We start from the raw sequence: 13,783 nt of genomic DNA, 5'->3' as shown, positions 1-13,783 counted from the left end.
TCTGAGTTGTTTCGCTGCGGTGATGCAGGGGTCACCTCCGCAGCCGCTGCTTCTCGCGCAGCAGCAGGTGCCACTCCTGGAGGTTGAGCTTCAGCGCGGACAGCCACGCGTCGATTTCCAAGTCCATGCTCGCGTCCACGCCGCGCAGTGACTCCAACAGGGGCCGCGCGGAGGACTGACCCAGCCGGGCGATTCCCTCCAGCGCCGCCTTGCGCACCGCCGGATTCGTGTCGCGCCGGAAGGCCTCCACCAGCGAGCGCCGCGCCCCCTCCGCCTCCGCTCCCGGCACGCCGCCCAGCGCCGTGGCCGCCGCCGCGCGCAGGCCCGGGTCCTCCGATTTCAGCTGTCCGGTGACGCGCTCCACCGCCTCGTGGCCCACGGCCTCCATGGAAATCTCGCCCAGGAGCTTCGCCGCCACCGCCGGGTCCTCCGTCGAGGTCGCCACCGCCACCGCCGTCTCCGACACCGCGCGGTCATGGCCGGAGTACACCTGCGCGCTCTCCTCCAGCAGGTTGTCGGCCACGGCCCGGCGCACCTCGGGGGACGAGTCCCGCGCGAGCTGCTCGTACGTCACCACGCCGCCGTTCTTCGCCATGAACTCCACGGAGGGCGTGGCCCGCAGAGCACGCACCGCCGCCGCGCGCGCGGCCGGGTCCGCGTCTCCAGCGGCCCGGGCGAGCAGCGGCTGCACCAGCGTGGGTGACTCGGCGTGGCTCGCCTTGGTGGCCAGCGCCGCGCCCAGGGCCTCCAGCACCTCCGGCTCGCGCTCCCGCTCCAGCGCGGCTTGCAGCTCCGCGACGGGCAGGGCCAGCGCCGCCTCGCGCAGCCGCACCTTCACGTAGCGCCGCAGCGCGGGTGAGCCGTCCTTCAGCGCCGCGCGCACGTCCACCAGCATCGTCTCCACCGTGCACGTGGAAGGTGTCAGCAGGGGCGGGGCCGCGCTCGCGGGCAGCGCTCCGGACACCAGGGCGGACACCAGCAGCGCGCGCCCCAGGTGCTTCCTCACGAGGGCGTCCATCAGTGCGGCGCTCCTTCCTCGACGAGGCACGCGTGGTGCTCGCCCTTGCCCAGCCAGATGCGGGCGAAGTCCACCGCGCCCGAGGCATAGAGCTGCTTGAACTCCGCGTAGTCGCGCTGGAAGCGCGGGTCCTTCGCGGCGAGCCTCGCCAGCAGCGGCAGCGCCTGCTCCCCGGCGGCGCGCACGGCGAAGCGGAAGATGGCCCAGCGCACGCAGACGTCGTGCTCCTTCTCGAAGGCCGCCTCGTAGATTTTCAAGGCCTCCTCCGGCTCACGGGTGACGCCGAGCCGGAAGGCGGCCATCTCCCGCACGTCGCGCTCGCGGTCCGTGGTGAGGATGCGCTTCAACTCATCGAAGGACTCCGAGCCGATGAGCGGGTTGGAATACGACGGCATCTCCAGCGCGAGCAGCCGCACCGCCATGTCATCCGACTGCCCGGCGATGGAGAGCAGCTCCTTCCAGTACGGGGCATGAGTCCCGGTGCGCTCGAAGTCCTCCTTCATCACCCGGCCCAGGGTGCGAGTGGCCACCCACGCGGTGGAGTCCGTCGTCTCGTCCAGCGCCACGGCCTTCAGCCGCGCGAGGTCACCGGGGGACAGCCGACGCTGCGTCTCCAGCGCGTCCAGCGCCGCCGAGCGGTTCTGCAGCGGCAGGCTCTTGTCCTCGCCCAGCTTCAGCAGCGCCTCCGACACCTTGGCGTCGTGCACGGCCGGCGCGGCCTTGAGGGCGTCCAGGTAGAGCCCCAGCTGCGGAGGACTGGCCTGCTTCGCCCACTCGACGACTTGGAGCGCGCGGCCCGCGTCCTGGCCCACCAGCTCCGTCAGGCGCTCCTGGAGGTACGCCGCCAGCAGGTTGTCCCGATTGCCCACCGCCACGGCCAGCGCCTCGCGCAGCGAGTCCAGCGTGGCTGTCTTGTCGAGCTGTCGCAGCCCGTCCCAGCACCCCGGCATCGGGAGCTGCTCAATCGCCGGTGTCGGCTCGGTGGGAGGCGACGCGCCCGAAGGCGTGCCGACCAGGACGCCGCTCGAGGTGGGCTGCCTCACGGCACTCACGGAGTCGGTGCTGTCCGCGGAGGAAGGAGGAGTCCCGCGGAAGAGCAGCAGCGCGATGGCCGAGGCCACCAGCACCGCGCCCACCAGGGCCCAACCAGGCTTTCTGAAGGTCATCAGGAGAAAGTCGATAGGTGGTTAAAGCTGTGAATTCTTGATTACTTGGAAAATGCGCGAAGGGCAATGCCTTTGTCACGAGCGGGTGACGATGCCTGCTCCCTCCGAGGGCGGGCGTGGGGCGCGAAGAGGAGGCGGACATAGCTTTAAGCCTCCCATCACCGCCGATGCCTGGCAGGGGGAGTCCCATGCATGAGCCGCCACCCGCCGCGTCTGGAGAGGACGCCCGTGCGTCTTCTCGTGGAGCCGTGCCCTGGCATGCCCTGCCGCCCGAGCGCGTGTTCGAGCAACTGGAGAGCGGCGCGGAGGGGTTGACGGACGAGCAGGCGCGAGAGCGGCTGCTGCGCCACGGGCCCAACGTGCTGGAGCGCCAGAAGGGAGAAGGGCCGCTGCGGCTGCTCTGGCGTCAGGTGAACAGCCCGTTCATCTGGGTGCTCATCGTCTCGGCGGTGCTCGCGGTGGTGATGGGGAAGGTGACGGACGGGCTGGTGGTGGCGGCGGTGGTGGTGCTCAACACCCTCATCGGCTTCGTGCAGGAGTTCCGCGCGGGCAAGGCCATCGAGGCGCTGAATCGGATGGTGCCGGAGAACGCCACGGTGGTGCGGCATGGCGACAAGCGCGCGGTGCCGGCCGCGGAGCTGGTGCCTGGCGACGTGGTGGAGCTCGCCTCGGGCGACAAGGTGCCCGCGGACATGCGGCTGGTGTCCTCCCGCAATCTCCAAATCGAGGAGGCCGCGCTCACCGGTGAGTCGGTGCCGGCGGCGAAGCAGCCCGCGTCCGTCGAGGCGGACGCGGAGCTGGGCGACAGGACGAGCGTCGTCTTCGGCGGCACGCTGGTGACGTCCGGCGCGGCCACGGCGGTGGTGGTGGCCACGGGCGGCGCCACGGAGCTGGGCCGAATCTCGGAGATGCTCCGCGGCGCCACGGACCTCCAGACGCCGTTGACGAAGGCGCTCGCGAGCATCGCCAAGGTCATCACCGTGGCCATCCTCGTGGTGTCCGTCCTGCTGCTCGGGGTGGGGCTGTGGCGCGGCTACGAACTCAGCGACGCCGTGGTGGTGGCCATCACCCTGGCGGTGGCCGCGATTCCGGAGGGGCTGCCCGCCATCGTCACCATTGCCCTGGCCATCGGAGTGCAGCGCATGGCGGCCCGGCGCGCCGTCATCCGCAAGCTGCCCGCGGTGGAGACGCTGGGCAGCACCACCGTCATCTGCTCGGACAAGACGGGCACGCTGACGCGCAACGAGATGACGGTGCAGGCGCTGTGGACGCCGACGGGGCGCTACACCGTCACCGGGGTGGGCTACGCGCCTCGGGGAGAGCTGCGCCGGGACGGGCCTCCGCTCAGCGCGCTGCTGGTGCCGGAGGACGTGCGGGAGCTGCTGCTCGCGGGCGCGCTGTGCAACGACGCCGAGCTGCATGACCAGGACGGCGACTGGCGGATGACGGGAGACCCCACGGAAGGCGCGCTGGTGGTGGCGGCGGAGAAGGCGGGCCTCGGCGTGGAGGAGGCTCGCGAGCGCTTCCACCGGGTGGACGCCATCCCCTTCGAGTCCGAGCACCAGTTCATGGCCACCCTGCATGACGATGGCCAGGGAGGCCGCGTGCTGCTCCTCAAGGGCGCGCCCGAGGCCGTGCTGGCGCGGTGCGCGCCGGAGGGCGCCGCGTCGAGCGAGGAGGTGCTCGCGGAGGTGGAGCGCCTGGCGCGGCGGGGAATGCGCGTGCTGGCCGTGGCCTCGCGCGAGCTGCCGGAGGCTCGGGACACCGTGGCGATGGAGGACGTGGAGGGCGGCCTGGAGCTGCTGGGGCTGGAGGGGATGATGGACCCGCCACGCGAGGAAGCCATCGAGGCGGTGCGGGCGTGTCACGAGGCGGGCATCGTCGTGAAGATGATTACCGGCGACCATCTGGCGACGGCGGAGGCGATTGGCGCGCGGCTGGGGTTGCATGAGCCGGGGACGCCCGGTGTCGTGGGCGCGAAGCTGGGGGCGCTGAACGACGAGGAGCTGGCGGACGTGGCCGAGCGCACGAATGTCTTCGCGCGCGTGGCACCGGAGCACAAGCTGCGGCTGGTGCGCGCGCTCCAGCAGCGGCGGCATGTGGTGGCGATGACGGGGGATGGCGTCAACGACGCTCCCGCGCTCAAGCAGGCGAACATCGGCGTGGCCATGGGCATCACCGGCACGGCGGTGTCCAAGGAGGCGGCGGACATCGTCCTCGCGGATGACAACTTCGCCTCCATCGCGGCGGCGGTGGAGGAGGGGCGGCGCGTCTACGACAACCTCATCAAGTCGCTGGCCTTCGTGCTGCCCACGAACCTGGGCCTGGCGCTCATCCTCCTGTGCGGCGTGGCCTTCTTCCCCATCCAGGACTTCGGCGGCGGGCCGGTGCCGCTGATGGCGATGCTGCCCACGCAGCTGCTCTGGATAAACCTGGTGGCCACCGTGTCGCTCGCGTTGCCGCTCGCGTTCGAGGCGCGCGAGTCGGACATCATGCGGCGCAGGCCCCGAAGTCCGGACGCGCCGGTGCTCAGCCACTTCATCGTGATGCGCACGGGCCTCGTCGCCCTGCTGATGACGGCGGGCGCCATTGGCCTGTTCCTCTGGGAGTACTCGCACGAGGTGCCGGAGGTGGGGCACGCGCGGGCGCTGGCCGAGGCGCAGACGATGGCGGTGAACACCGTCATCAGCTTCCAGATTTTCTACATGGTGATGTGCCGCACGCTGACCGGCTCGCTGCGCAAGGTGGGACTGTTCAGCAACCCCTCCGTGTTCATGGGGATTGGCACGCTGGTGCTCCTGCAGCTCGCCTTCATGTACGTGCCCTTCATGCGGCGCATCTTCGGCACCGCGCCGCTGTCACTGGATGCGATTGGCCTGTCCGTGCTGGTGGGCGCGGTGGTGGTGCCGGTGGTGGGGCTGGAGAAGTGGCTGCGCGGGCGCAAGGACGGCGGTCCGGTGGGGCACTCCGGCTCGCACGAGCGCGAGGATGAGGAACACACGCCGCCTCCGGGGCCGCGTCAGCGCCTGCCGGCGTGAGGGACCTCAGCGCGCCGTGCGCGAGGGGCGCGCGGCGGCGTCCGGGAGCTCGGTGTCTTCTGGCTCGAAGACGATGCGGCAGCGGTCCAGCTTGGGCCCGCAGGCGTGGTCCAGGTCGGCGCGGGTGTCGCAGCCGGGGCGCTCCTCGCAGGTGTCGGGCAGGAAGGCCCAGACGAACTGGAGCACGTTGCCCCGGCGGCCCTCGGGCAGTGCGGCGAGGAAGTCCTCGCGGTAGGTGTCGAACAGCCGCGCCAGGTGCACGGTGTCCCGGTCCAGGCGCACGTGGCGCTTGTCGCCCACGAAGCGGCGGCTGGCCTCGTTGAGCTGCGCGTCGAGGTACTCGGGCTGGAAGTGGGAGCTGTCCATGCGCGGGCCGCCCCGGGTGGCGTGGAAGAGCGCGAGGTGGACGCGCGGGTCGGCGAACTCACCGGAGAGGATGCGGTGGCGCAGCGACCACAGGGTCATCCGCCGGCCGCCCACGGGCCACGAGCGCGCCCAGAAGAAGCGCCCCGGCCACGGCTGCTCCACGCTCTCCAGATAGGGATACCCATCCACCACCTGCTGGAGCACGAGCGCGTGGTAGGTGTTGAGCCAGAACGCGAGCGCGTCCTCCGACGTGGGAAAGACCTCCGGCCGGTTGTGCGGAGAGAACGAGGCGAGCGACGCGACGAAGCGGTCCAGCTCCTCGCGCTCGAGCCCCATGGAGGAGAAGTCCACGTCGCCGTCCGGCCGGACATGCCGCAGCACCTTCTCGAAGCCCTGGTAGTGGAAGGGCTCATCGGCGGAAGGCACGGAGGCGGGGAGCAGCCCCTGCACGTACAGCGTCGCCAGTGCCGCCAGCATGCTCATGCTGGCGAAGAGCACGGCGGCCACCAGGTAGCGTCGTCGGGAGGGCAGGGGAGCGTCCACGCGGCGTGCAGCATAGACCAGCGCGAGGCCACGCCACCTGCCCCCACTGGTCTCCCGCCCGGCGAGCACACAAATGGACGCCATGCCCACCGGCCACCCACCTTCGGACTCCTACGACGTCCGTCGAGTCCGCGCCGAAGTTGGCCGCTGTCTCGTCGCAACAGGGGCCGCCGCCATCCCGACGCCGAGGACTCCGCGCCGAAGTCGGCCGCTGTCCCGCCGCTACAGCACCAGCCGTTGCCCCGACGCGGAGGACTCCGCGAAGCTGTTCAGCAGGCGATGCAGCTTCAGCGCGTGCTCGAAGCCCGGCGCGAGCGACGTGCCCTCGGCGAGGTCCTTCGCGAAGGCCGAATAGAGCTGCGCGGTCTGGTGCGCGTCGTCGGTCAGCGCGCCCTTGGGGCTCAGGGTGTACTTCTCCGGCGTCGGCAGGGGCTGGAGCGGCTGGTTGTCGCCCCGCGCGCCGGACACGGTGAGGTCCTGCGACAGGTACAGGTCTCCCTCGGTGCCGGTGATGGTGCAGCCGATGACGCCGCCGTTGCGCTTGCCGGACTCGACATGGGCGGACAGCACCGCGCCGCTCTTCAGCGTGCCGGTGACGAGCACCTGGTCCGGCGCGGTGACGGGGATGACCTCGCCCGTCTCCGCCAGGGTGGTGCGCTCGAACTGGCGCGCGACGAGCGCGGCCACGCTCTGGAAGTCCCCCACCGCCGCCAGCACCGTGTCCAGGAAGTGCGCGGTGATGGTGGCCAGCACGTTGGCGCCCTTGCTGGCGTCCGCCGTGTAGTCATAGGCCTTGGGCCGCGTGTGGCCGAGCATCGACGTGGACACCTGCAGCGTCACCGAGCGCACCTGTCCCACGTAGCCCTCCTGGAGCAAGTCCCGCAGGTAGCGCGCGCCGGGTGCCAGCCGCCGCTGCAATCCGATGACGGTGCGCACGCCCGCCTCGCGAGCCAGCGCCGCCAGCTCCGTCGTCTCCTCCAACGAGGCGCCCAGCGGCCACTCGCAGAACACGTGCTTCTTCGCCGCGATGGCGGCGCGTACCAGCCGCGCGTGCTCGGCCGCGCGCACGGAGACGACCACGAGGTCCACCTCGGGGTGCTCCACCAGCGGCTCGAAGCTCCCGAACGCGTGCGGCACGTCGAACTGGCGCGCCGTCTCGTCAGCGCTCACCTGCCGCGTGGTGCTCACCGCCGTGACGCGGTAGCCCGGCAGGGTCCGCAGCGCGGGCAGGTGCGCGTACGTCGCCCAGCCCCACTGCGGGCTCGCTCCAATGATGCCCACCCGAATCCTCTCCGACGTGCCCATGGCGCCACTCCCTCGTTGGTGACAGGCGGCGCCTCCTCGCTCGGCGGACGCCACCCTGGCCGGCAAGGTAGCGAGCGACCTCGTGGGATTCAAGACGACTGGTCATATTCATGGAAAACCCATGGAGAATCATGGGGTTGGGGGTGATTTCCGCTGGGTTTTGACGGCCCGGGGCACGGGCCCTAAAAGGGAGCGATGCCGAGAGTCAGCGTTCGCGAGAAGCTGCTCGCCGCCGGTCTGGAGACCCTGCGCACGCAGGGGTTCAACGGCTGCGGCGTGCAGGACATCACCGACGCGGCCGGCGTGCCGAAGGGCTCCTTCTACAACCACTTCGACAGCAAGGAAGCGCTGGGCGCGGCGGTGGTGGACCAGTACATGCGCGCCAGCAGCGCGGACCTGTCGCTGCTGCGCGACACGTCCCTCACGCCGCTGCGACGGCTGCGCGCCTACTTCGCCGCGCAGGTGGAGTCGCTCGTCGCGGGCAGGTTCGAGTGCGGCTGCCTGCTGGCGAACTTCGCCGCGGAGATGGCCGACCACAGCCCCCTCATCCGCGAGCGCGTGGCGGCCTCCTTCACCGAGTGGTCCCTGCACCTGGAGGAGGTGCTCCGCGAGGCGCAGGCCGCCGGAGAGGTCGCCCAGGACGTGTCGCCCGCGATGCTCGCCACCTTCATGCTCGGGGCCTGGGAGGGCGCCGTGCTGCGCAGCCGCGTGGAGAAGGGCCGGACTGCGTTGGACGCCTTCCTGCGGCTCGCGTTTGACCGCACGCTGGAGCAGGGCACCCCCGCCTGCACTGTTTAATTAGGGATTGTTGCTTTCTCGCGGGTTGAGACAGAGTGCCTCCCGAATCACGGGAGGGAGTCAGCTTTGTCCATACGTGTAGGTCTTGCTCGCGGGCTGTGTCTCGCGGTCCTGCTCATTGGCGCGGGCGCATTCGCGCAGGGCGTCTCGGTCATCACCGGCACCATCACCAGCGCGGATGACAAGCGGTCGCTCGCGGATGCAGTCGTGACGGCGACGTCACCGAAGCTGCAGGGTGAGCGGGTGGTCGTCTCGGACACGAGCGGCCAGTACCGGCTCGCCCAGCTTCCGCCGGGCACGTACACGCTGCGCGTGGAGCGCGATGGCTTCGAGCCCTTCGTGCGCGCCGACATCGTCCTGCGGTTGGACCGCACCATCCGGGTCAACATCCAGCTGTTGCCCTCGTCCTTCGGCGAGGAGATTTCGGTCAGCGCGGCGCCCACGGTGGACGTCGGCTCCAGCACGACGGGCCTGAGCGTGGACGCGGACTTCCTGCGCACCATGGCCGTCATCCGCCCCGGCTCGAAGGGCTCCGCGTCGCGCTCCTTCGAGTCACTGGCGGAGCTGGCCCCGGGCGCCACGGAGGACCGCTACGGCGTGAGCGTCAGCGGCAGCAGCTCGCCGGAGAGTCAGTACGTGGTGGATGGCCTGTCGGTGAATGACCCGGGCGTGGGCACGCTGGGCACGCCGCTGTCCGTCGAGTTCGTCCAGGAGGTCAACGTCATCACCGGTGGCTACATGCCGGAGTACGGCCGCTCCACGGGTGGCGTGCTCAACGTCGTCACCAAGTCCGGCTCCAATGAGTTTCACGGCTCGGTGTTCGCCAACATGGCGCCCGGTGGGCTGCAGCGCAACGGCACGGTGGTCCGCCAGGAAGGCACCGTCATCTCCGCGCAGGGCCAGCCGTGGAACCAGGGTGACTTCGGCTTTGACTTGGGCGGCCCCATCCTCAAGGACAAGCTCTGGTTCTACGTGGGCGTGGCGCCGTCGTTCAATCGCATCCGCGTGGACCGGCAGCTGAGCACGCTGGACTTCTGCACGGAGGTGGACCCGGCGGCCGGCTGCGCCGCGGTGGGCCAGCGCCGCAGGGACCCGGAGACGGGCTTCGGTCAGGTGACGCCGATTGAAGGCTCGCGCACCACCCGCTTCGCCGACGAGCGCAGCATCCAGTACATGAGCAAGCTGACGTACCTCTTCAACCCGGACCACAACCTCTCCATCTCCGTCTTCGGCACGCCGCGCTCCTCCGGCGGCGACGGCAAGTATGCCTTCAGCGACGACGGTGACCCGGAGGTCTGCGTGGGCCTGTCCTGCACCGGCTTCGTGCAGGGCTCCTACGACTCCATCGCCACCCGGCGCTCCAACGGCGTGCTGGACATGGTCGCCAAGCAGTCCTCGTCGTTCTTCGACAAGAAGGTCCTCGTGGACGCGACGCTCGGCTGGCACCACCAGTCGGACAGCACGCTGCCGTCGGATGGCTCCGGGCTCTTGTCGACCACGGGCCTGTCCTCCCAGCCCAACATCGCCTGGCGCCGCACCCGCAACCCCGGTCCCCACACCATCACCGAGTTCGAGTCGCTGGGGGACCCCTCCGTCTGTGGCGCCACCGAGGCCGAGCAGCGCCGCAACTGTCCCGTCACCGCCTACTCCACGGGCGGCCCCGGCACCATCAGCGAGCAGGAGCTGGACCGGGTCCAGGGCAAGGTGATGGGCACGTACCTGTTCCAGGCGCTCGGCCACCACATCGTCAAGGCGGGCTTCGACGCGGAGCGGATGAGCTTCTACAACAACCGCGCGCGCACCGGCGGCGCGCCCTGGCAGGAGTGCACTGGCGGCGATTGCTTCTACACCCTCAACCAGTACGGCTACCTGGCTGGGCCGGACTCGCCGGTGTTCCTGGCCAGCAAGGAGGGCACGTCCACGTCGATGACGGTGGGCGGTTTCGTGCAGGACAGCTGGTCCATCATGGACACCGTCACGCTCAACGCGGGCCTGCGCTACGACGTGCAGACGCTGTGGGGCCTGGACGACAAGGTGGGCCTGCACCTGCCCAACCAGTGGTCTCCGCGCGTGGGCGCCGTCTACGACTTCACCCAGCAGGGCCGCTCCAAGCTGTTCGTCAACTACGCGCGCTTCTTCGAGAACGTGCCGCTGGACATGGCGGACCTGTCCTTCCCGCAGCAGCAGCTCCTGTCCGCCACGTACGGCGCGCCGTGCAACCCCAGCGACCGCAACTCGCTGGTGACGGACTGCGTGGCCAGCCGCAACCGTCAGCCTGTCGGCAGCCGTGAGAACCCCAACCAGGTCTGGAACGCGCAGGGTGGCGACCGCGTGCCGGTGGACCCGAACATCCGCGCCCAGTCCGCGGACGAAATCATGGTGGGCGGCGAGTACGAGGTGCTGCTCGGCCGCTTCGGCCTCCAGTACACCCGCCGCCAGCTCAACGACGTCATCGAGGACATGAGCCGCGATGACGGCAACACCTTCTTCCTGGGCAACCCGGGCAAGGGGTACTCGTCCGACTTCCCGGAGGCGGTGCGCAAGTACGACGCGGTGAACCTGTACTACCAGAAGGGGTTCTCCAACGGCTGGCTGGCCCAGGCCAGCTACACGTGGTCCCAGCTGCGCGGCAACTACTCCGGCCTGTTCCGCGCGGACACCGGCCAGCTGTCGCCCAACCTCACGCGCGACTTCGACCTGCTGTCGCTCACCACCAACCGCGATGGCCCGCTGCCTGGAGACCGCACGCACTCCATCAAGGTGTTCGGCGCGCGCGAGTTCCAGGTGACGAATGGGACGAGCATCAACATCGGCGGTGGCTACCGCAGCCGCTCCGGCACGCCGCTCAACTACCTGGGCGCGCACCCCCGGCGCAGCGGCTCCGAGACGTTCATCCTGCCGCGCGGCAGCGCCGGCCGACTGCCCTGGGTCCACAACATCGACACCCACGTGGGCGTCAACCAGAAGCTGGCCAAGGACTACACGCTGACCCTGTCGCTGGATGCGTTCAACCTCTTCAACTTCCAGCAGTACACCGCGGTGGACCAGACGCTGACCTTCACCCGCGTCTACGCGATTGAGCAGGGCGGGAAGCCGGCGGATTTGACGGCGTGCCTCACGGCCAACAACCCGGGCTGCAAGGTCATCTCCACTGCGACGAACCTCCCCATCCTCACCTCCGACATCAACCCCAACTTCAAGCGTCCCACCGCCTACCAGGCGCCGCGCTCCATCCGTCTGGGCGCGAAGCTCAGCTTCTAGGCCCCCACCATGAAAGGACAATCACCCATGAAGACTCGTTGGATGGGATGGGGACCAGGCGTCGCCGCGTCGCTCCTGCTGCTCGCGGGCTGTGGCGTGGAGGACCCGGAGCCCCAGTGTGTCGTGGCGCGCGCGGTGAGCGACGGCTCCATCGGCTCGTTCGCCACCGTGTACACGCTGTTGCCCGGACAGAACCCGGACCAGCAATGCGCGCAGCTCAAGCCGGAGGCGCTGGGCCTGCAGAAGTACTACAGCGAGGACGCCAACGCGCCGGACACCGTCGGCGTGCGCAGCTCGCGGCTGGGCAAGCTGGTGACGGTGGACTTCAAGGACCGCCCGGACCTGGACCCCTCGCACACGCCCTACTCGGTGGGCGCGCTGTCCAGCGAGGGCCCTGGAGCGGACCACTTCTGCGACGTGCCCCAGCTGAGCCCCACGCGGCTGGAGGTGCCCGCCACGGACACGCTGCCCGCGCAGAGCTTCCGCTACGAGTGGTCCAACCTGCGCATCTACAACACGCCTGGGATTCCGGGCACGCAGTTCAAGGCGGACCTCAGCTACACGGAGAACGGGTGCACGGCGACGTACCAGGCCAAGGGCATCTGGCCGGTGGTGAGCTGTGCCACCGCGGGCAAGCCGGACGAGACGAAGTGCGACCCGTACGCGGACTACTCCGTGGGCCGCCTGCGCGGCTCCGGCATCAACCCGGTGTTCCCCGTGACGTGTGACCCGGTCGCGCTCATCTGCGTGCTCACGGGTGACGTGCCGTCCGACGAGACGCCCTGAGTCGTGGTGAGGCAGGCCCCTTCCGTTTCATTGAGCGGAAGGGTGCCCGCCGGGCTCACTGGAACGGGGTGGACTGCTGGTCCACGCCGGAGGACTTGCGCCAGTCGGTGAGGTTCGTCTCCTCCTGGGGGTCCACCTTGAACGTCCCGTTGGAGCCGTACCGGTTCCGGTCCATCTTCAGGCCGGGCCGGTGCTGCCGCTGCCCCAGGCGCACCAGCCGGCGCCCCTGGATGCTGTTGCCCCGCACCGTCAGGTCCTCGCTGGGCGCGCCGTTGGAGCCCAGGCCGAGCATCATCCCGTAGCCCTGCGTGCCGGAGATGGCGTTGTCCACCACCTGCACCCCGCGCGAGTTCTCCACGCGGATGCCCGTGCCGTCGCTGCCGCCGCTCTGGGTGATGTCCCGGATGACGTTGCCGCTCACCACCACGTTCACGGGGCTGGGCTGGTCGCCGATTCGCGAGCCGCCCACGGAGATGCCCCGGCCCGCGTCGTAGATGATGTTGTCCTCCACGCGCACGTCCCGCGCGGAGTAGTGGATGACGACGGCCTCTCCGACGGACGTGGGGGACTTGCGGAAGCCGTACATCGTGTTGTCACGAATGACGACGCGATGGCACGTCTTGACGTCCACGCCGTTCTCGTCGTTGCCGTGGAGCAGGTTGTTCTCGATGAGGATGTCGCTCGCCGGAGCGTCTTCCGGCTTGTCGGGCAGCAGGCACTGCACGGAGTCACCTGAGTTGTCGTGGATGTCGTTGCCGCGCACCGTGATTCCGCGCGACGTGGCCTGGATGACGATGCCGTGCGAGTCGCCCTTGGGCTGCTTGCGGAAGTCGTGGATGTGGTTGTTCTCGATGAGGACGTCCCGGGCTCCTCCGTAGGTGGCGATGCCCGCTCCCAGGGTGCCGTGGTGGATGTCGTTGCCGGTGAGGACGGCGCCCGTGGTGTTGCCCTCGAAGAGGACGGCGAAGCGGGGCTGGCCGCGCACGTCGATTTCGAAGCCCTCGATAATCCAGTAGGGCTTGCGCACCTGGACCAGCGTCCCGCCTTTCGGCGTCGGGACGATGCGCGGCCGCCCCTCGCCCACCAGGGTGATGGGGGCATCCGCGCGGCCCGCCTTCACCGCGTTGTCGATGAGCAGGCCCTCCGCGTATTCGCCGGAGCTGACCCGGATGGCCTCGCCGGGGCCCGCGGTCCTCAGCGCGCGGCCGATGGTGCGGAACGGAGCCTGCTTCGTCCCCGCCGCCGTGTCCGAGCCCGAGGTGCTCACGTGCCACTCCCGGGAGAACTGTTTCGGCCGGCGCGTGGCGTGCCGCACGGTGTCGCCGTTCCCCTGGCCGCTCTCCTTCTTGGCGGACGGGGGCTTGTTCGCCGCCCATGCGGGGCTGAACGCCCACAGCGCGCAGGCAAGGCCCCATCCCAGTGTCAGCTGGCTGACCCTCATCCCCATCCCCTCCCCGTCAGAAAAACCCCGCTCCCCAAGTTGCGCACGATGGCGCGCCTGG

Annotated in this window: 9 protein-coding genes; 4 read left to right on the top strand and 5 right to left on the bottom strand. The window is 70.0% G+C overall.

What is annotated here, in order from left to right; genetic code table 11:
- Positions 1–31: 31 nt before the first annotated feature.
- Positions 32–1,018: a HEAT repeat domain-containing protein gene (locus ACN469_RS31745; protein WP_498773993.1), complete on the bottom strand. Its 987-nt coding sequence runs from the start codon at positions 1,016–1,018 to the stop codon at positions 32–34.
- Positions 1,018–2,184, bottom strand: a complete 1,167-nt coding sequence (locus ACN469_RS31740) for a HEAT repeat domain-containing protein (protein WP_498773991.1) — start codon at positions 2,182–2,184, stop codon at positions 1,018–1,020. Before ACN469_RS31740 ends, ACN469_RS31745 begins: the two co-directional genes overlap by 1 nt.
- Before the next feature lie 188 nt (positions 2,185–2,372).
- Here ACN469_RS31740 and ACN469_RS31735 point away from each other — a divergent pair, with 188 nt between their 5' ends.
- On the top strand, positions 2,373–5,222 hold the full coding sequence (locus tag ACN469_RS31735; protein ID WP_498773989.1) for a cation-translocating P-type ATPase: 2,850 nt from the start codon (positions 2,373–2,375) through the stop codon (positions 5,220–5,222).
- Between the two features lie 6 nt (positions 5,223–5,228).
- On the opposite strand, the gene ACN469_RS31730 is transcribed toward ACN469_RS31735, so the two are convergent.
- Together ACN469_RS31730 and ACN469_RS31725 are read right to left on the bottom strand one after the other, a co-directional pair.
- A complete protein-coding gene (locus tag ACN469_RS31730; RefSeq protein ID WP_498774139.1) occupies positions 5,229–6,071 on the bottom strand; it encodes a DUF547 domain-containing protein in 843 nt (280 codons plus the stop codon).
- Positions 6,072–6,353: 282 nt separating this feature from the next.
- Positions 6,354–7,436, bottom strand: coding sequence for a Gfo/Idh/MocA family protein (locus ACN469_RS31725; RefSeq protein WP_498773987.1), 1,083 nt, complete (start codon positions 7,434–7,436; stop codon positions 6,354–6,356).
- Positions 7,437–7,631: 195 nt separating this feature from the next.
- On the opposite strand from ACN469_RS31725, the gene ACN469_RS31720 reads away from it, so the two are divergent.
- The 3 genes from ACN469_RS31720 (at position 7,632) to ACN469_RS31710 (ending at position 12,281) form a co-directional block, all read left to right on the top strand.
- Complete coding sequence (locus tag ACN469_RS31720; protein WP_498773985.1) at positions 7,632–8,234, top strand: TetR/AcrR family transcriptional regulator; 603 nt, start codon at positions 7,632–7,634, stop codon at positions 8,232–8,234.
- Between the two features lie 66 nt (positions 8,235–8,300).
- Positions 8,301–11,495, top strand: coding sequence for a TonB-dependent receptor (locus ACN469_RS31715; RefSeq protein ID WP_498773983.1), 3,195 nt, complete (start codon positions 8,301–8,303; stop codon positions 11,493–11,495).
- Between the two features lie 27 nt (positions 11,496–11,522).
- A complete protein-coding gene (locus ACN469_RS31710; protein ID WP_498773981.1) occupies positions 11,523–12,281 on the top strand; it encodes a hypothetical protein in 759 nt (252 codons plus the stop codon).
- 55 nt (positions 12,282–12,336) lie between these two features.
- Here ACN469_RS31710 and ACN469_RS31705 read toward each other — a convergent pair whose 3' ends face one another.
- Positions 12,337–13,722 carry a right-handed parallel beta-helix repeat-containing protein gene (locus tag ACN469_RS31705; protein WP_498773979.1) on the bottom strand — a complete coding sequence of 462 codons (1,386 nt, stop codon included), beginning with the start codon at positions 13,720–13,722 and terminating at the stop codon, positions 12,337–12,339.
- Positions 13,723–13,783: the final 61 nt, after the last annotated feature.

The organism is Corallococcus terminator (genome assembly GCF_049194865.1).
In the GTDB taxonomy this organism is placed as follows: Bacteria; Myxococcota; Myxococcia; order Myxococcales; family Myxococcaceae; genus Myxococcus; species Myxococcus terminator_A.
The sequence above is the reverse complement of the archived record's forward strand: the minus strand, read 5'-3'. Positions and strand labels throughout refer to the sequence as shown.